Below are 19,880 nucleotides of genomic sequence, written 5' to 3'. Positions count from 1 at the left end.
AATAACTCAACTGTTGATAAAATGCCTAACTGTATAGGGAATAAGTTATCTTTATTCTCTAAATAGTTTTTCCCTAAGAAGGGAATTATAATGCCTTTCATTAGTAAGAGTTAATCTAAATATTCAGCCTCCTCGAATGAGAAAACAAATAGTGAAATTATAGAGTTTATTAAAAATATCATTGGAACAATTGACCAAACTTGCATCGATAAATAGGCCATTAATATTCCAGATATAACTGATGAAAAGTATAGGTTTATTGTAAAAAATAGTGTATTCAACTTAAGCACAGACTGACAGTGGCTACAAGTAATTGTAGTTGCAGCAAACAGCCGAAATCGACTTTTAAAGCTTATTTTTTTATTGCATTTTGGACAACTTCTACTGAACATACTTTGTTCCTTGTTCAAAGGTAAAAGCTTGCTCATATTCAACTAAGCAAGCTTTTTTTAGGGCTATCTTAGTATGTATTTCACAAGTGCTGCTGTTGCTCCCGCTATAGCACCTCCTACGACAGCTATGCCCACTGCTTTTCCAACGTAGACTGCTGCCGGAACGAGGAAAATAGCACCACCATGGACCTGTTCTAATTCCGTACTTGTTAGTTCTTTCATTATAACTCCCTCCTAATTTAGCATATAGCTTACATAGTGCTCTGCAATAGCGGCACTAGCTGCACCAGCGACTGCTGACACAGCAAACGTAGCTGCTTTTAATGCAAATGGGGCTACAAATACAAACCCTCCGTTAGTTTCTTCAATTTCATTTACGTTTAATTCACGCATGATGTTATACTCCATTTATCCGACGTTATATCGGGTTGTTGATTTGCTAATTTATTCATATAAATTAGCAGTTAACTGGCTGGCTTTAGTTGATCTCGCTAAAGCTTTACTAGAGTCAGCCGCTCTATTTTCCAGCAAGGCTATTCAGATTAAACACCCTCGATAGAAAAATTCTTTTCGGTTTACTTGCAAGCTACTTAACTCACTCTACCTTTCAAGCTATAAATAGGTTCAAGTAACCATTCAATTAATGTGCGTTGTTCTAGCATAATATCTGCTTCAAACAACATACCGCTTTTCAAATCAAACGCTTTACCGAATGCTTGCATTTGTTGTTGATTCAATTTAGCCCGTAAACGATAAACCGGTTCTTGCAGTGATACAGGTAATTGCACTTCATTAGGGGATATTAATGTTTGATCAATACGCGTAATTTCACTATTGATAAAACCAAAGCGTTGATAAGGAAAAGCATCAAAACGTAAACGGGTATTATTACCCACTCGAATAAAGCCAGCTGAACGTGTAGGCAACAACAGCTCAGCAATCAGCTCAGAACCTTCCGGCAATATATGCAGCAAAGGTGTAGATTGTGCTTTGCTTTGTGACAGTGTTTCACCTTCAACAACTTGAATACCCGTAATGACACCATTATTACTCGCCGTGATAGTGTATTTATAATTGCTGGCGACTTGAGCAAGTTGGCGTTGCAGGTCTGCTTGTTGGCGCTTTAAGCTATTTATACGTAAAGTAAATTGCTGAGGAATATTTTTAATATTAAAAGCAACTTGATTGAGTTGATTTTGATGTTGAAGTAATAAACGCGCTATATTTTGTTTTTCTTGCTTTGCTTCAAGCAGTGCTTGATGTTGACTATCTTTTTCTAAGTTAGATAGGTAACCCTTTTTATTCAATTGATTAAAATTAACTTGTTGTTCATTCAACAATATTAACTTTTCTTCAGACAATGTTAATTGTTTTTCAAGAGATTTTTTTTCATTATTTAACGCTATTCTTTGATCTTTTAAATTAGATAACTCTTGTACTTTTAAACTTTGATGTTGTGATATTTCATCACTTAATAAGTTTTCTTGGGCATTTAATTGTTCGGCAAGTTGTATACTTAAATCAACACCCTTACCATTGTTTTGCTGAACTATGATAGTAGCAAGTGATTGTCCTTTAACAACCTTATCCCCCTCCTTTACCCAAAGTTTGTCTATGGTACCACTTTGATTAGCAAAGCTTTTAATGACACCTTTGCTAGGCATTAAAAAACCACGAACGGTTTCTTTACGAGAATACTCAGCATTAAACAGAAAGGTAATAATAGCAATAGCTACAGAAGCTATAAGGGTTACAGTTAGCTTAATTGATAATGGTTGAGCTAAAGTAATAGCGCCGGTTAAACGCGTACTTTGATGGGTAATAGCTTCCTTTCTAAATAACGACATATCAACTCCTTTCAATACATAGTTAAATAAAATGTAGTCAAAAGAGATATTTTCGTCAAGTTAGAAATGAAAAATTAATTTAGTTTTATATTAATTAAATAACACTGAGATTTTACCGTAATGAATACTTAACGATAATTATTGAAGTATTTATTCATTTTGATTTGAAATTATTACTTTAATCATTGATAAATTTATCTCAGACTTCACCCATATTACATACTTAATATAATATGGGTAAACACCTAAACAAGATTAAATAATGTTAGTAATTTAACAACTTAACTTATGTACCTATATGTTTTTCTAAGAAAGAAAGTATTTTCTTATTTGCTTCCAAAATATTAGCTTCATTATAAAAACCATGACCTTCTTTATCTTTTACTAACCACTCATAAGGGTGTTTATGTTCATCAAGCGCTTTTTTTAATTTCTCTGCATGCTCAATAGGTGCTCTTTGATCATCTTCACCATGAATAATTAGTACTGGCGCTTTTAATTTATCTACGTGGTATACAGGCGAGTTCTCACGTTGTTGCTCTACATCAGTACCTAATGTTGTATCTAAGAATGCTCCACCCCATTTAAGCGACGTTATATCACCTTCTTTGTATAGCATTGGCAAGTCATATACACCGGCATAACCTATAGCACATTTAAATAACTCAGGCGTTCTAACTGCACTTTGTAAAGCACTGTAACCACCAAAGCTTGTACCAAAAATACAAACTCTATTTTTATCAGTAATACCTTCTTGAACCGCATAATTGAGTGCTAATAAAATATCATCTTGAATTTTAGTCCCCCAGTTTTTATAGCCCGCTTCCATAAAAGCTTTACCATAGCCTTCTGAACCACGAAAATTAACTTGTACCACAACATAGCCTGCATTAGCTAACATCTGCACCTGTGGGTCATATCCCCAATAATCTCTAGCATGTGGCCCCCCATGCGGTAGCACAACGGTTGGTAAGTTTTTAGCTTTATTTTTAGGTAAGGTTAAAAAGCCATTTAACGTTAGCCCGTCTGGCGTTTTTATTCTAAAAGGCTCTACCGGTGACATTTCTTCAGGTTTAATCCAAGAAGCACTCTTAAATAAATGCTTTGCTGCCATCGTTTTAGTATTGAAGGAATAAAAAGAGCCAGGGTTTCTATCACTATTAACTTTAACGATAATAGTACTACCGTCTCTTGTTTTACTTGTGATGGCAATCTTACTTCCTTTAAATGCAGCATATAATGCTTTATGTATTTTCGCTTCTTCATTATCCTCATCTAGGTAAATATAACTCGGATAATCTTCATCTAAACGTAAACCAAAAACACTATTCACATTGGATTTAATGATATAAGTAGGATCAACAAGCTTACTCTTATAAAGCAACTTTGCTTCTTTTGTTGCAAGATTATATTTATATAATCCTTTTGCTTCACCATTTTCAGCTTTTAATGCATAAATACTTTCATTATCTGGTGAAAAAGAAATCGGTGTAAATTCACCATTAAAATCTTCACCAAACGCTTGCCATTCACTATCTCTATCTTTTGAATAAAAAAGCTTAACGTTGTAATCGTTATCAACCCCAGCAACAAAGCGTGGTTGACCATTATTATCAACAAGGAATTGACTATAAGGAATAGGAGCCGTTTTCAAACGGTTTTCTTTACCTGAATATACATTTAACTTAATAACCTGAGGAAGCACATCAGATTTACGTGATAAAAGCCGCTTTGAAATTAAAACACTTTTATCATCCTCCTCCAAAATATCGATTAAAAATCCTGCATGGCCTGATAAAACGATGCCTGCTTTTGAACGGTAACCAAAAATCATTTTCCCTTTTCTACCGTCATAATTAATCGCGTAGAGTTCACCTAAGTTAATAGGCTCTTCTAACGAACCACGTAACTGCTCTAGTTGGATGATTACACGTTCATTGTTGACCCAATAATAATCAGCAGCTTGGTTTTTTCCTCCAGAATTAAGTATATATGTTACTTCGTACGTTTTAGCATCTAAAAAGACCAAGCTTTTATCACCATCAACATTAACTGATGCGGCTAAATACTTACCATCTGGGGATATTTTCATATCGTAGTATTCTAGATGACGAGAGAAGTTTTCTACTGTTGCAGCGCGAGACTGAGTCGTAAATATATAGCACCCTACAAGTAGAGTAATAATGATATAGCTCGAAATTTTCTTTAATTTTTTAATGTCGATAGTAGCCATAATGTTTTGTGTTTCACTCCCTAAGTTGACTATTCCAAATCAAAACGATTAGTCCAGATTTCTTAAATCAATTATCTTTATTAAACCCATCATAAGAAAAAGTTATGTAAAATAAAAGCTTATATAACTTAAAACATCAAAAAAATTAACTTTAGATGAGATAATTAACACGGTTAACGGCTGAGTTTTAGCGAAATGCCAATAAAGAAAAGAATTAAGCCAGTCAACAGACTGGCTTAATTTGATGGGAGTAATAACTTAAACGTTATTTAACACTAACGCGAGCAAATTTGCGTTTACCAACTTGATAGATCGCATTACTACCGCTTACGATCACTAAATTTCTATCGGTAATTTTTTCACCATCGATTTTAGCAGCACCTTGCTTGATCATACGATAAGCATCAGAAGTACTGCCAACTAAGTTAGCCTCTTTTAATAAGTTAGCTATAGCGATTTCACCACCTTCAACAACTAATTCAAGCTCTGGTATTTCATCTGGCATTGCACCTTTTTGGAAACGGTTAATAAATTCGTGATGAGCCGCTTCTGCTGCTGCTTCATCATGGAAACGTGCTATTAATTCTTTTGCCAAATCAATTTTAACATCACGTGGGTTTTTACCTTGCTCGATTTCAGTTTTATAGCCTTCAATTTCAGCTAAAGGCTTAAAGCTCAATAGCTCATAATAACGCCACATAAGTACATCTGAAATTGACATGATTTTACCAAACATATCTGATGGACTATCAGTAATACCAATATAATTCCCTAATGACTTAGACATTTTTTGCACGCCGTCTAAGCCTTCAAGTAAAGGCATCATTAATACAGTTTGTGGACGTTGCCCTTCAGACTTCTGTAATTCACGCCCCATCAACAAGTTAAACTTTTGATCTGTGCCGCCTAACTCAACATCAGCTTCAAGTGCTACTGAATCCCAGCCCTGCACAAGTGGATACATAAATTCATGTATGGCAATCGCCTGACCATTGGCATAACGCTTTTTAAAATCATCACGCTCCATCATGCGAGCAACCGTTTGACGGGAAGCTAACTGTAACATACCTGCAGCGCCTAATTTTTCCATCCAAGTAGAGTTAAATGCCACAGTGGTTTTAGCTGGGTCTAATATTTTAAACACTTGCTCTTTATAAGTTTCAGCGTTGGCGAGTACATCTTCTTTAGTAAGTGGTTTACGGGTAACATTTTTACCCGTTGGGTCACCTATCATACCGGTAAAATCACCAATCAGAAAAATAACATCGTGACCTAGCTGTTGAAATTGGCGTAATTTATTGATTAAAACAGTGTGACCTAAATGTAGATCTGGGGCTGTAGGGTCAAATCCTGCTTTAATTTTTAACGGCTTACCTGCTTTAAGTTTTGCGAGTAACTCTTCTTCTACTAATATTTCTTCTGAACCGCGCTTCAATTCTGCAAACGCTTGACTTACATCCGTCATTTTTAGCTCCATTGGCTAGCTATATATTTATTTCAATGGCTGAATTCTACTCATTTTATCTGCTACATAACAGTATAAAAATCGATGTAGCCATTTTTTGTAACAACTTTTATAAAAATTTTTCTGAAAACTTTGCTAAAAACTTTGATATAGTGCGAGACGATACTAATTTGATTTAATTTCCCCCGTTCCAATAAAATCAAATTGTTATGAATTAGCGACAATTGTCGTATTTTTATTACCAATATAAAGTAAACACTTATCTCCGTGAATAAACAACAAATAATACAACGACAATTAAAAACACTTCATAAAGTTTTTCTTAGCTTACTGACAAATTTTAAACAATTACCCAAAAAACATCGTGCAATCATTATTAGTATATCAATATTAACATTGTTCATAATATTGCTGCCAAGTAAGCATGAATTAACCAACAAAACAAATAAGCAAAGCCTTGAGATTGGTAAGCGTTACCAAGTAGCAATTCCTGAAAAATCTTCAGCTGAACAACCACCTTCCACACCGGTTGAGATAGAAATCCCTACCGCTGTATCATCACCAGAAAACCAACTAACCGATGAAAATGACCTCACCACAACAGTAAATTCAGAACAACAAAGTGACATGTCTTGGCAAACCGTGAAAGTTCGTAGCGGAGATTCATTAGCAAGAATATTTAAACGCTTAGGGTTTAGTGCGCAAGATACTTATGCTGTTAGTAGTGCTAAAGGGAAAGACAGTAAACTACTACTAAAAATGAACGTCGGCGATACGCTGCGCATTGCCACCAATAATGAACAAAAAATAACAGCGCTTGAATATCCGTTATCAAAAACAGATACTTTGTATATCAATCTTGTCGGTGATAGCTATCAATCACATAAAGAAAGTAAACCTGTTGATATTACACAAGATTATGCACACGGAACGATTAATTCAAATTTTTGGAATGCAGGAACAGCTGCCGGCTTAAGTGATCGACAAATTATTGAACTTGCTAATATTTTTGGTTGGGATATAGATTTTGCTTTAGATATACGTGCAGGCGATAGTTTTCATGTAATTTATGAGAAAAAATATGTTGAAGGCGAATACATTGGTACAGGAAATATTTTAGCTGCCGAATTTATTAACCAAAAAGACCCATTTCAAGCAGTAAGATTTACTGATGGTGAATATTATACTCCTGGTGGCAAAAGTATGCGTAAGGCTTTCTTAAGAGCTCCCGTAAACTTTAAGTATATTAGTTCTAGTTTTGCACCTAAACGCTTTCACCCAGTACAAAAGCGTTGGAAAGCGCATAGAGGAGTTGATTATGCAGCGAAAACAGGTACTCCAGTAGTAGCAGCAGGCAATGGTAAGGTTACGCATTCAACTTATAACAAATACAATGGTAATTATGTGTTTATCCAGCATGGTAATGGCATAGTAACTAAGTATTTACATTTTTCAAAACGAGCGGTTAAAAAAGGTCAACGTGTAAAACAGGGGCAAGTTATTGGTTATGTAGGCGCAACAGGGTTGGCTGCAGGACCTCACTTACATTATGAGTTTTTACTTAATGGTGTACACCGTAATCCTAGAACAGTAAAACTGCCTGATTCAAAACCAATCGCTAAAGAATTTAAAGCTGAATTTACCACAATTTCGAAACAACGTTTAAAAGAGCTGGACGATTCAAAACGTATCGTTTTGGCTGTAAGTATTGCCGAGGAGCAAACACCTAAAAATGAAGATTAATACAAAATTAAGTACTTCAAACGCGCCTACCTACTATATTGGTTTAATGTCAGGCACAAGTGCTGACGGCATTGATTTGGCTTTAGTTTCCTTCGATCAGAATAACCTACTTAAACATCACGCTAGTTACTATCAAGCATATAGTAATGAAACAGCAGAAAAAATTCAGTCGCTTTATAATCCTACTAATAATGAAATTGATCGTGCCTTTGCATTAGATGTTGAGTTAGCAAAACTCTTTGCCGCTGCAGTTAACAACTTTTTAATACAGCAACAATTGAATTATTCCGACATTATTGCCATTGGTAACCATGGTCAAACTATTCGTCACAGGCCACTGATAACCCACCCATTTACTTTACAAATTGGCTGCAATCAAACATTAGCAACCTTGACGAATATCCGTGTCATTGGGCAGTTTCGCCGCAAAGATATGGCATTAGGAGGACAAGGAGCTCCGTTAGTACCGGCTTTTCATCAAACCATTTTTAGTGAGCGTCAGAGCAGTGATAATGGCGCTGATGTTTTTGTTGTTAATATAGGCGGTATAGCCAATCTTACTTTTTTACCTGCAACTGATAAGCAAGAAGTTTGTGGTTATGATTCAGGCCCAGGTAATGCATTGATGGATGACTGGTTTAGCTTACATAACCCTCACAGTAAAACGAAATATGACGAGAATGGTAATTGGGCAAGGAAAGGTCAAATTAATGCTGAATTGCTAACACTGTTTTTATCTGACAATTACTTTCAACTTCCTCATCCCAAAAGTACTGGTCGAGAATATTTCCATTTATCATGGCTAAAGCGCCAGCTAACTAACTTCACTCACATTAGCAATGAAGATGTGCAAGCAACGCTTACCGCGTTAACAGCGATAACTATTGTTGACGCAATTAAGCAGCACAGTCCTAATAATGAAGCTAGCACTAAAATATACCTTTGTGGCGGCGGTGCTCATAATAAAATTTTAAAAGATACCATAGATAAACAACTGGTTCTACACTATAAAAATTACAAACTTCTCCTTACTAATCAAAAAGATATAGATGGAGATCAATTAGAAGCAATAGCTTTTGCCTGGCTGGCCTTTGCTTATGACAAAAAGTTATTAAGCAGTATGTCAACGGTAACGGGGGCTAGCAAATGTTGCACCCTTGGTAATGAGTATTTACCCTAGAATGCACTAGTAAAGATTAATATTATCTCTATAATGAATCCTGAATAGTATAAAAAACAACCAAGTTGAATTTGTTTTAAAACAAGCGACACATTAAAAATATTGGTTAAAAAACGAACTAACCATTCATAGCGTCGTCTAAATATCAGTGTTAACATTAGGAGGTAGGAAGGTCATGGAATTTAATGAGATACATATAGGTATGAAATGCGGTAGTCGAAAGGGTAGCGGCACTGTCACTTGGATAGATGGCTCAACCCGAACAATCTACATGGCGGATACTTACAATAACAATAATTTTGAAGTGGAGTTTGAAGAACTTATCGAAGATCCACAAGCACATAATAAAGGTGATACCTTTTATTAGATTGTGCTAATTAGAATTAGCACAGTGATCGTCAGTGCAAATTTAGTGTAAACTTGAATATTCAAAACTAAAGCCCATGAAATTTTGTATTTTATGGGCTTTCTTTTATCAGTTAAGTAATAACTCGCTATATTTCGGTAGACTAACCGGTAATACTCCTAATGCTTTTTGCTTACCTAACATAATAGCAATACTCGTCTGATAACCGGGGCTGTATGCTATATCATTACTGTTGTTATAAATTCTATCGTCAAATGTCACTAGAATAGAGTCTGCTAGCTTAGTATAAGGGGTTAATAAGTAAGGCGACCCTTTAGCAATCAACATACTCGCTACTTTTCGTTGCTTAGCTTGTTGTAACTGGTAAGCAAGTAACTGCTCATAACTCACATTACCTTGTTTATTAGCAACATACGCTTGAGTTAATACATCTTCTGCGCCACCAATATCAACTGCGCTCGCTATCTTAGTATCAACTGTTGCAATAATAAGATCGGCTTTAGCTAATTTATCACCTTGATGTATTTGTGATTGTGCATCACGCTCTGCGACCACTGTTGCGCTAATTTGTGGTGCTAATTGATTTAAGCTTTGCCAATGAAAAATGATCGCTGCTTTTAAAGCGCGAAACTCTTGCCAATTCAGTACAAACAAATGAATACGTGAAATACGCTCAACATCCACTGGGAACTTGTCTTGATTTTCAATCAGTGACACCACAGCGTTATCTGCTAAGGCTTGTTCAAGCAATAAATGTTGTTCTTGTGCTATATACTGCTCTGCTAACGTAACTCTCTTATCTAGAGACATTTCTGGTAGCGCTATATATTTTCGTTTATAGCTATTTATTCTCTGAACAGACTGTTTAACTTCCGCTATTGAAAATTCATCTTTATTAATTTTTTGTTGTAATGCTTCAGCAACAGCCTTAACAAATAACTTAAATTTATCAATATCTTCAACTTTTCTTATTTTAAACGGCATTACGGCTAAATCAGCGCCTGCAACGAAGGTTTCGACCACGGCGGTCACTTCATTAAAATAATGCGCAATACCTGCCATATCTAGTGCATCTGTCGCAATAATACCGTTATATCCCATGTTATTTCTTAACAAATCAGTCAGTATTTTTCGAGACATTGTTGCTGGTCGAATAATTTTTTCGCCTTTAAGGTTGGCAATCGTTGAATTATCTAATGCTGGGTATTGTATATGTGCAGTCATGATCATCGCAGGATCACTGTGTTTAATTGCCCACTCAAATGGCGTTAAATCTTTACTTTCTATCGTCGCTAAATCATGTTCAACAAGAGGTAATCCTAAATGACTATCAATATGAGTATCACCGTGGCCAGGAAAATGTTTGAGCGTTGCCATGATCCCCTGATTTTGTAAGCCATTAACAACTGCTGCGCCTAATTCAGCAACAAGCTTTGGATCTTCACCAAAAGAACGTGTGTTAATAACCGGGTTCATCGCATTAGTATTCACATCAACAACAGGAGCATAGTTGTTGTTAATTCCTAATAACATTAACTCTTTAGCAATAACCATACTCGTTTGCGTAGCAAATTCGATACCTTTAGATTGATAAGTAGCACCTATTGCCATATTACCTGCAAATGATGTGGCTTGAGGCAAACGCACTACTCTGCCACCTTCTTGATCAATAGAGATAATTAACGGTTGTTGCGAATCTGACTTAACTGCTGCTGCTTGTAAATCATGCGTTAACTGAATAATTTGTTTTGTTGTTGATAAGTTTTCAGCAAAAAGCACTACACTCCCAATACCCGTTGTCGTAATAGCATCAGCTAAGGCTTTCGGTAATTCAGTCACCGGCTCTAAACAACGCCCAGTAGTATTCATCGGTTTTTCTGAGCAAAAATAACGGATATCAAGTGCCATTTTAGCTGCTAATTGTTTTTCAAAGTCAGAAAGTAGTATTGAATTATTGCTTTTGGCTGTCATAGGAGAGTTCGATGTTTTATTAACGGATAATTGGCTAGCTGCATTACTAGGTAAAGCATAAGATTTACCTGAAAGTAAGCAGCTGGAAAAAAAGTAAAAAACAAATAATGATCCGTTTTTTATCACCCTGTTTATCACTTAACTAAAGCCAAAACATTATGTACTAAACGGTTAATACCTGAGGCTGCTTCACTTATTGAAGTAGCGAGCATGTAAGCAGGCGTTGTCACTAGCTTATGCGTTTCATCAATAACAATATCGTCAACACCACAATTTTTATGTATCAATCCTTTGGCAGTAATTAACGATGCAGTATCTCTATCAGTACCAATAGTCCCTTGTACTCCTTTAGGGTAAATTAATGGCAACATAGCCGGAGCAATACACATATAACCAGCAGGTTTTTCTGCCTTTGCAAATGCTTGGCAGGCAGATAACACTTGGTCGTTTACTTGATAATTATCGCCATCTAGTGCGAAGTTACATAAATTTTTTGCAACACCAAAACCACCAGGCACAATAATAGCATCGAAGTCTTGTACTCGTAATTCACATAGATCGTCAACATTACCGCGTACCATACGAGCTGATTCAACTAACACATTACGACTCTCATTCTCACTGACCTCGCCAGTTAAATGATTAATCACATGATGCTGTTCAATATTAGGTGCAAAACAACAATAACTTGCATTATTTTGTTCAATAGCCAGTAACGTTAGTACTGTTTCATTGATTTCACTACCATCATAAACACCACAACCACTTAAAATTACCGCAACTTTTTTCATTTTTTATCCTTATCACTGACAGCCTAATACTAAGATCTTAATACTGATATTTTACGCTATTTTTTTCTGTTGTTCATTTATACTAATAATTAATTGGCATAAAAGCACCAATAACACAGAAGAAAACATTAACCCTGCGAAAGGTAACGCACTACCATCATAAAAGTAGGCTAAAATTGGTCCAGCTAAAGCACCAACACCGAAACGCAAAGTGCCTATTACTGCAGTTGCAGTGCCAGATTGTTCAGGAAACTTAGTAAAAACTAAAGCGTCAGAATTAACAGCAACCATTGAAATACTGCCCATTAACGGCAAGATAGATAACACAGTGAACACAACAGACATTGATAAAAGGTTTACGATAACCAAGGATGCTGATGAAATCAGCGAGATAATTAAGCCATAACGCAACATTTTTCTTGAGCCTTTACGAGAAACTAAACGCGCATTAATAAAATGAGCCGTCATTAGCCCTGCAACGTTAATACCAAATAAAACACTAAAACTTAATTCTGAAACCTTATATACGGTCAAATATACAAAGGGAATTGCCGTAATATAAGAAAAAAAGGCTAATGAAATCATCATGGAACTAATAATATCTAACCTAGCTTCATGATTAGAGAAGACAATTTTATAGCGTTCTAAAAAATTAATTGCTTTAACCTGCTCTACATTGTTTGTGCCCAAGTTAGCATTAGCAGAACTCGGTTTAATTGCATCTGGCAAATACTTCATAGAGAGTACTAAAACAACAACACTGTAAAAAGCCAGCACATAGAAAATTAATTGCCAGCTGTGCGCTACCAATAAGATACTACCGATACTGGGTGCGATCATTGGCGCTACCATCATTATCATAGATACATACGACAATCCTTTGGCAGTATCTTTTTTATAATATTCTCGTATTGTCCCAGGAATAACAACGGTTGCTGCACTGCTAATAAACGCTTGTACAAAACGTAATGATAAAAACTGCTCAATATTTAGCGCAAAAGGCAGTAATAAACTTGCCAGTAAAAAACCACTGATACCAAAGATCACCATTTTTCTACGTGAATGCTGATCTGCCATTGGACCAAATAAAATCAGCCCCAAAGCATAACCTAATAAGTAAATGCTCAAAGAGTTTTGTACCATAGGCATATCGGTGGCTAAGTGTTCAGCTAAAACGGGCATTGCCGGCAAATACAGATCAATAGCTAATGGTGATAACGCCATAATTGATGCAAGTAAAGGTAAAAGCAATTTAAGTGATATCTGTACTGACTTTTCAACCTTAAATGTATTTTCGGATTCCACTAAAACGTGTCCTTTTGATCAATTTTATTATTAATGTTGTCGTTATGAGAATACTTAAATACTAAACGACCTAACGTTTGGATTGCATTCTCTACTTGTTCATTCCATTGCACACCAAAACTAATACGCATGTAATTAGCATACTTGCCTGACATTGAAAATATAACGCCTGGCGCGAAGCTTACACCTTGCTCTATGGCTTCTTGAAAAAACTCACTAGTATTAACGTGTGACTGACACCTAAGCCATAATACACTTCCACCTTGAGGTTTAGAAACACACACCTCACTTGGGAAATATTCCGCAATTAAAGCACGCATACGTTCACAGTTGTAAATTAGCTTCTTACGCAAAACACTTAAATGACGATCATAATCACCGCTTTGTATATACTCGTTTAAAGTCCATTGTTGTAACATTGGCGTTGAGCATGATTGTGCTCGTTTGACACGTTTAGCCTGTTCTTCAAACTTACCAGGTAATAACCAACCAATTCTATAACCTGGGGCCGCTGTTTTAGAAAATGATGAACACGTCATCACTAGCCCTTTTTCAGAATATAACTGCGCCGGTTTAGGTTTTTTATCTGTAAAGTACAGTTCACTGTATACGTCATCTTCAATTAATGGCAAATCATGTTTTTCAAGTAGGCTCACCAGCGCTTGTCGTTGCACATCAGTTTTCATTGAGCCCAAAGGATTATTTATTGCCGAAGAAAATAAACAAGCTTTAATAGGGTGTTTTTGAATTGCGGTTGTCAGTTCACTTAAGCAAACCCCTTCTTCTGTGCAAGTATAGATTTCTAAAGCCTTCATTCCTAAGGTTTCAATTAATTCAATTATGCCAAAAAAGCAGGGGGACTCTACCGCAATAACATCCCCTCTTTGTGCAACACATTGTAGTGCAATAGACAATGCTTCTTGCGCGCCATTCGTGATAACAATTTCATCGGAATTAATAACAATGCCTTGTTCTTGGTAGCGAAAAGCTAACTGCATACGCAATTTAGCATCACCTGTAACAGGGCCATAGCTCACCGCTTTTTCTGCCACTTTTGATAAAACTGAACGCATTAATCTTGCTAGTGTTTTATCTGGCGGATTGGCTTGGATAGGATTTGATATACCTAAAGCAACAGTATTAGGTATATGTACCGCTTCGTACACTTGCTCTATCATATTTCGACACTGAACAGTTGCTGGTGCACAATGAGACCACTTTGTTGGCATAGGTTTCAATGTTCGCGTTCGCTGTGCCATTAAGTAATAACCTGACTGTGGCCTAGCACAAACACGCCCCTGACGTTCTAATTCAATATAAGCTTGCTTAACGGTAGGCACACTTATTTCAAATTGACGGCTTAACTTACGTAAACTTGGTAACTTATCTCCTGGCAATAAAACACCTGTTTTTTGTTGGTAATCAATAAATTCGATAACTTGTTGATATAAAAAAGCAGGAGAGGTTTTATCAAGTAATTGCATAGTATCAATCTTTAAGTCGAAAAACTGTATAGGTTTCATTTTCATTATTTTGTATATGTTATTAAAACAAATAAACTCTATACTGTCATTCGCTTTCGAAATTTACCTTTATTTATTTGGTATAGGTATTAAACAAAAAAGAGATTCAAAATGAATAATAGTTTCCTTTACCTGATTACTGTCCTTATTTGGGGCTCCACTTGGATTGCCATTAATTATCAATTAGGAGATGTTGCTCCTGAAGCTTCAGTAACTTACCGGTTTGCCATAGCGGCCCTGATTTTATTTACTTTTGCTAAAATAAAGCGTTTACCAATGCGTTTTTCTCTCAAGCAGCACAGCTTATTTGCAGCCTTTGGTATTTGTTTATTTGGATTAAACTATTTACTACTTTATAACGCGCAGCAGCATATTAACTCGGCATTAACTTGTATTGCCTTTTCGACATTAATGTTGATGAATATTGTTAATGCCAAGCTATTCTTTAAAACCCCCATCACAAAACAAGTTTACTTTGGTGGTGCTTTTGGTCTATTTGGCATCATCACATTATTTTGGCCACAGTTAACCGATATTGAGTTAGGCGTTGCCACGCTATTTGGACTAGGTCTTTGCCTAATGGGAACTTTTTCAGCTTCTATTGGGAATATGATATCGATTAAGAATCAAAAAAATAATGTACCTATTGTACAAGCAAATGCATGGGGTATGCTTTATGGCGCTATTTTTACTAGCCTAGCGGTTATTATACAAGGTAAGCAGTTTACCTTTTCATTTGAGCCAGCTTATTTAACATCGTTAATTTACTTATCGCTTTTTGGATCTGTTATCGCTTTTGGCTGCTATTTAAGTTTAATGACGCGTATTGGGTCACATAAAACCTCTTATGCAAATATCATTTTTCCCGCTATAGCGGTATTTATTTCTACGGTTGTCGAAGGTTTTGCTTGGAGTGAATATACAGTAATTGGTTTAAGCTCTGTTTTACTTGGTAACCTAATCGTATTAACTAAAACATCGACATTACAGCGATTATTTAGTACTAAAGCAGCAGCAAAGGCTTAATGCTGACGGCATATTTACTCAATATATGAGGTATTTGCCAATAGCACACGGCATAGCAGCTCCTTCCTGCTATGCCGTTTTTTTATATCAACAATTTAACGAGTAACACTTAATATAAGCTGATTAACGTTAACCAATTAATTACCAATAGGTGACCCAGGTGGCATAGTAATTTCTGTAGGAATAACCACTCGCTTTCCTTCACTTAAACTAAAATCTATCTGCTGCTCAAGCAATTTAAAATGAGTTGCTAACTTTTTATAATCTCGATCATCATGATTATCATCTAACCAATTTTCAATGTTTTTTAAACTCGCGAGCGTTGCACTACGCACTTCAGGGACTGATGTTGGCGAATGCCATAATTCAAGCAGTTGTTCAATAACTTGTTGATTCACCCGCTGCTGTACTAATAACGCCAAACCACTTTCTGGACGTTGCTTTATTGTTTTATCAATAAGTTGTGAAATCAACACCTCAACAGAAAAAGCGCTCTTTTGCCTTTTACCTTTTTTACTATCAGTAAAATATAAGCTTTCTTGCTGCGCTAAGCGCGCTAGTCGCTCAGCGTTTAATAATAATGTTATGGTATGTTTAGCGCTAGCTTGGGCCGCCGAAACTGGGTCAAATGTAATTCCTGTTTGTGAGTTAAAGCTTTCACGGTTACGATAATAACCATAAGCTTTTGGTGGTATCAATTGAATTATACTTGCCGGCATAGTCAAAAAGTCAGTACTTAGTGTTGCTAATAATGATGACAAAGCTTGTTGCTGCATTTCGGCAGAAACAGTAACAAGTCCCTGTTGCTCAGTAACTTTTTGAGTATCATTTTTAAGCTCATAAGAATAGTTTGAACCCGCTATTAATTTAACGGCAGCCTCAACTTGATAACGATGAAAATTATAAATAGGCACTAAGGTTTGCTCTAATTCAGACAAAGGTGTTCCAACAGCAATGGAATTTAAACCAAAATCTGACAATGCTTTTTTACGTACTTGTATAACTCGCGTTAATTCAATCGCAGCATTATTGCCGTTATCCCACAAATGACCTGTACTTTGAGTACTTGACGACGAACGAGCGTCAGGATCTGAAGCATATAAAAGCCCTTGTGCTTGTGTGTCAGCAACCAATGCTAATAACTGCTCTGGCTCATTTTGATAATCGCCATAGCCATAAGCGATAACGTACTTATCCCATAAGCCAATATTTTCTTTATATGCATCAGATAAATCAATTTCGCCATGCTCATCAAGTGTTATATAAGGATGAGGGTAATCCATGACTGATGCTCTATCATTAACACTGGCAGCAAAATTATGCGCAATGCCTAATGTATGTCCAACTTCATGTGCTGAAAGCTGTCTAATACGAGCTAAAGCCATATTTTTCATCGCACTTGTATCTGTATCTTTAGCAGTAAATGGCGATGTTAAACCTAACGCTATTAAATAGTCTTGACGTACACGCAAAGAGCCAAGTGTCACATGGCCTTTAATTATTTCTCCTGTACGAGGATCAATAACAGAGGCGCCATATGACCAACCTCGCGTTGCCCTATGTACCCACTGAATAACGTTGTAACGTACATCCATTGGGTCTGCATCAGCAGGCAGCATTTTCACTTGAAAAGCATCCTTATAGCCAATACTTTCAAATGCCTGATCCCACCACATAGCACCATCAATAAGCGCGGTACGTATTGGTTCAGGAACACCAGAATCTAGATAATAAACAATAGGCTCAACCGCGACACTGTTGCCAGTTGTAGCACTATATTTCTTAGCTAAGCGATGACGAGGAATTAAGCGTTTGATTAACGGCTCATCTATTTCACTGGCATAATCGGCATAAGCTATCGACCAAAATCCACTAAAAGGATGAAATGCTCTTGTTTGATAATTATCGTCAGGTAATTTAATCAAAGAATGATGTAAATGCACAGTAACCGAACTTGAGTCAGGTGTCACAGATTTTAAATGACTACCAGCGCCAGAGCCTGTAAAAGTAACCATAGCTTCAAGCTCTGTATTTTCAGGAAAGGCTTTAGTGCGCTTTGCATATAAAGCACTGCGACTGTTGTCAACCTTGAAATTCCCCTGTTTTTTATCCTTTAATATTTGGCTAATATTATGAATATCTGATAATAAAAAAGGGGTGTAATCAATTAATACTTTTTGAGTGTTTTTCCTCGTATCAACCGTTTCATTTACGACGGTAAAGCCCCAAATAATCGAGCTAGCAAAAGCTTCATCTATTGATTTTTTTTCTAATAAATTATCTGAATCGGCACGATAATAAGTATTCAACTGTTTTAAAAAGACTTTATTACCTACCCGTTCAAACTTCACTAAACGTGTGTCGCCAAGTTGGCCACGATCTAAACCGATATCATTTGAACCAATCCCATGAGGTAAACTCGATTGAAATAAAAATTCTTGGCCAAAATTATCAATTTGAAGATAAACCTTTCCTTCCTTTTTATCATGATAAAATGAAAAATATCCTTGTTGGGCTATTTTACCTTTTGTAAACTCAGCAAAACTTACAGTGGCTTTTTCAGCGAAACTCATTGTTGAAGTAACACAAAATAATATAAATAATAGTCGATTGATATAATTCATTTTTTTCCTTATTAATTAAACTAAATTAAAATGATTAATGGGTAGTATCTCAATAAAAATAAGTTTAAACCTTAGAAAGCAAAGTTAAACTTGTTATAATCAAGAGGAAAGCAAAATACATAATTAAAAAATTACTATCAACTTTCAAAAAATAGACTGCTATTAACAAGAATGCACCCTCATTAATAGCCATTGTAAAGTATACAACTTTAACGCTATAAGGTAACCCAATGCAACGACTCTCCCCTGCTCTACGCCAAGACAATGTTCCTGAAGATCTTATTTCACTGATAAAAACTATTTTAGCTGCAACTAAAGAAATTTCATTTCGTGTTAGCCAAGCTCATTTAGGCGGCTTAATGGGTTCTACACTCGATGAAAATATTCAAGGCGAAATACAGAAGAAATTAGACGTAGTTGCCAATGAATTATTTAAAGATATTGTTCTTGAATCAGGTTTTGTTAAAGCTATTTCATCAGAAGAAGAAGACACTTCTGTTGCAGGTAACCCTGTCGGTAAATATCTTGTTTCTTTTGACCCGTTAGACGGTAGCTCAAATATTGATATCAATTCACTAATTGGTACAATTTTTTCTATCCATAAAGCGCCTGAAGATATGGACCCAAGCAATCCTGATATGTTCAAACAATCAGGCGATCATCAAGTTTGTGCTGGTTATGTTTTATATGGCCCTGCTACGCTGTTAGTAATGACAACGGGTAAAGGTACACATTTCTACGTACTTGATAGAACCCATGGCGGATACCTATTAGTTCACCGAAATGTACAAGTTCCTACGGATACTCAAGAGTTTGCTATCAATATGTCGAATCAACGATTCTGGCAAGAACCAATGAAAAACTACATTAAAGACTTAATTGACGGTGACACGGGGCCTCGTGGTAAAAATTTCAACATGCGTTGGATTGCCGCTATGGTCGGTGATATTCACCGTGTATTATGTCGTGGAGGTCTATTCACTTATCCTACTGATAGTAAAAACCCTGAGCAACCAAATAAACTACGTTTGATGTATGAAGCTAATCCAATGTCTTTTCTTATTGAACAAGCTGGCGGCTTAGCCATGACCAGTCAAGGTCGAATCATGGATATTGAACCTACCAGTATTCATCAGCGTGTTGAAGTTATCATGGGATCTAAAAACGAAGTAGAAGCTTGTTTGGCTTATTATAAATAGTTAAATATCTTATTAAGCTTCTGAACAAGCACCATGATAGTGTGCTTGTTCAACTCCCTACAAAAATAAAATAACACTCGTGTTATATCCCCGATAAAATAATGACTATCAACCAACTGAATATTACTTATACAAACCTATTAAACCTAATATTTAAGCGTGAAAATAATATATAACACAGTTTAAATCGCCTTATAAAGCTACCTACAGAGTA

15 protein-coding genes are annotated in these 19,880 nt (G+C 36.0%); 5 read left to right on the top strand and 10 right to left on the bottom strand.

The genetic code is table 11. The annotated features are described in order from the left end of the window. Nucleotides 1-455 precede the first annotated feature (455 nt). The 5 genes from Q4503_RS09505 to tyrS form a co-directional block, all read right to left on the bottom strand. On the bottom strand, nt 456-614 hold the full coding sequence (locus tag Q4503_RS09505; protein ID WP_303602117.1) for a hypothetical protein: 159 nt from the start codon (nt 612-614) through the stop codon (nt 456-458). Between the two features lie 12 nt (nt 615-626). Beyond that, nucleotides 627-785, bottom strand: a complete 159-nt coding sequence (locus tag Q4503_RS09500; RefSeq protein WP_303602116.1) for a hypothetical protein — start codon at nt 783-785, stop codon at nt 627-629. Nucleotides 786-982: 197 nt separating this feature from the next. After that, nucleotides 983-2,239, bottom strand: coding sequence for an HlyD family efflux transporter periplasmic adaptor subunit (locus tag Q4503_RS09495; RefSeq protein ID WP_303602115.1), 1,257 nt, complete (start codon nt 2,237-2,239; stop codon nt 983-985). A gap of 286 nt (nt 2,240-2,525) precedes the next feature. Continuing rightward, nucleotides 2,526-4,472, bottom strand: coding sequence for a S9 family peptidase (locus tag Q4503_RS09490; protein ID WP_303602114.1), 1,947 nt, complete (start codon nt 4,470-4,472; stop codon nt 2,526-2,528). Nucleotides 4,473-4,737: 265 nt separating this feature from the next. Further along, entirely contained in the window at nt 4,738-5,937 is a 1,200-nt protein-coding gene (gene tyrS, locus Q4503_RS09485; protein ID WP_303602113.1) for a tyrosine--tRNA ligase, read from the bottom strand. Between the two features lie 267 nt (nt 5,938-6,204). On the opposite strand from tyrS, the gene Q4503_RS09480 reads away from it, so the two are divergent. The 3 genes from Q4503_RS09480 (at nt 6,205) to Q4503_RS09470 (ending at nt 9,227) form a co-directional block, all read left to right on the top strand. Then, nucleotides 6,205-7,680, top strand: coding sequence for an OapA family protein (locus Q4503_RS09480; RefSeq protein WP_303602112.1), 1,476 nt, complete (start codon nt 6,205-6,207; stop codon nt 7,678-7,680). After that, nucleotides 7,670-8,860, top strand: a complete 1,191-nt coding sequence (locus Q4503_RS09475) for an anhydro-N-acetylmuramic acid kinase (RefSeq protein ID WP_303602111.1) — start codon at nt 7,670-7,672, stop codon at nt 8,858-8,860. Before Q4503_RS09480 ends, Q4503_RS09475 begins: the two co-directional genes overlap by 11 nt. 175 nt (nt 8,861-9,035) lie before the next feature. Continuing rightward, complete coding sequence (locus Q4503_RS09470; RefSeq protein ID WP_215972143.1) at nt 9,036-9,227, top strand: hypothetical protein; 192 nt, start codon at nt 9,036-9,038, stop codon at nt 9,225-9,227. A 108-nt stretch (nt 9,228-9,335) separates the two neighbouring features. Here the strand turns inward: Q4503_RS09470 and Q4503_RS09465 are convergent, their stop codons facing one another. From Q4503_RS09465 to Q4503_RS09450, 4 genes are read right to left on the bottom strand one after another with little or no spacing between them, the layout of a single operon-like run. Then, nucleotides 9,336-11,324 carry a glycoside hydrolase family 3 protein gene (locus tag Q4503_RS09465; RefSeq protein ID WP_303602110.1) on the bottom strand — a complete coding sequence of 663 codons (1,989 nt, stop codon included), beginning with the start codon at nt 11,322-11,324 and terminating at the stop codon, nt 9,336-9,338. Between the two features lie 8 nt (nt 11,325-11,332). Continuing rightward, nucleotides 11,333-11,989 (bottom strand): isoprenoid biosynthesis glyoxalase ElbB, encoded by a 657-nt coding sequence (elbB, locus tag Q4503_RS09460; protein ID WP_215972145.1) that lies wholly within the window; start codon nt 11,987-11,989, stop codon nt 11,333-11,335. A gap of 51 nt (nt 11,990-12,040) precedes the next feature. Further along, on the bottom strand, nt 12,041-13,294 hold the full coding sequence (locus tag Q4503_RS09455; protein WP_303602109.1) for a multidrug effflux MFS transporter: 1,254 nt from the start codon (nt 13,292-13,294) through the stop codon (nt 12,041-12,043). Next, the gene (locus tag Q4503_RS09450; RefSeq protein WP_215972288.1) at nt 13,294-14,778 is read right to left on the bottom strand and encodes a PLP-dependent aminotransferase family protein; all 1,485 of its coding nucleotides are present in this window, start codon (nt 14,776-14,778) and stop codon (nt 13,294-13,296) included. The genes Q4503_RS09455 and Q4503_RS09450 overlap by 1 nt, the downstream gene beginning before the upstream one ends. Nucleotides 14,779-14,928: 150 nt before the next feature. On the opposite strand from Q4503_RS09450, the gene Q4503_RS09445 reads away from it, so the two are divergent. Then, a complete protein-coding gene (locus tag Q4503_RS09445; protein WP_215972146.1) occupies nt 14,929-15,843 on the top strand; it encodes a DMT family transporter in 915 nt (304 codons plus the stop codon). 137 nt (nt 15,844-15,980) lie between these two features. Here the strand turns inward: Q4503_RS09445 and Q4503_RS09440 are convergent, their stop codons facing one another. After that, nucleotides 15,981-18,467, bottom strand: coding sequence for a zinc-dependent metalloprotease (locus Q4503_RS09440; RefSeq protein WP_303602108.1), 2,487 nt, complete (start codon nt 18,465-18,467; stop codon nt 15,981-15,983). A gap of 230 nt (nt 18,468-18,697) precedes the next feature. Here Q4503_RS09440 and Q4503_RS09435 point away from each other — a divergent pair, with 230 nt between their 5' ends. Next, nucleotides 18,698-19,666 (top strand): class 1 fructose-bisphosphatase, encoded by a 969-nt coding sequence (locus tag Q4503_RS09435; protein ID WP_215972148.1) that lies wholly within the window; start codon nt 18,698-18,700, stop codon nt 19,664-19,666. The last annotated feature ends 214 nt before the right edge of the window (nt 19,667-19,880 follow it).

Origin of the sequence: Colwellia sp. 6_MG-2023 (assembly GCF_030547765.1) — a bacterium.
Classification (GTDB): Bacteria; Pseudomonadota; Gammaproteobacteria; order Enterobacterales; family Alteromonadaceae; genus Colwellia.
Note: the sequence above shows the minus strand (reverse complement) of the source record. Positions and strands in the feature narration are given on the sequence as shown.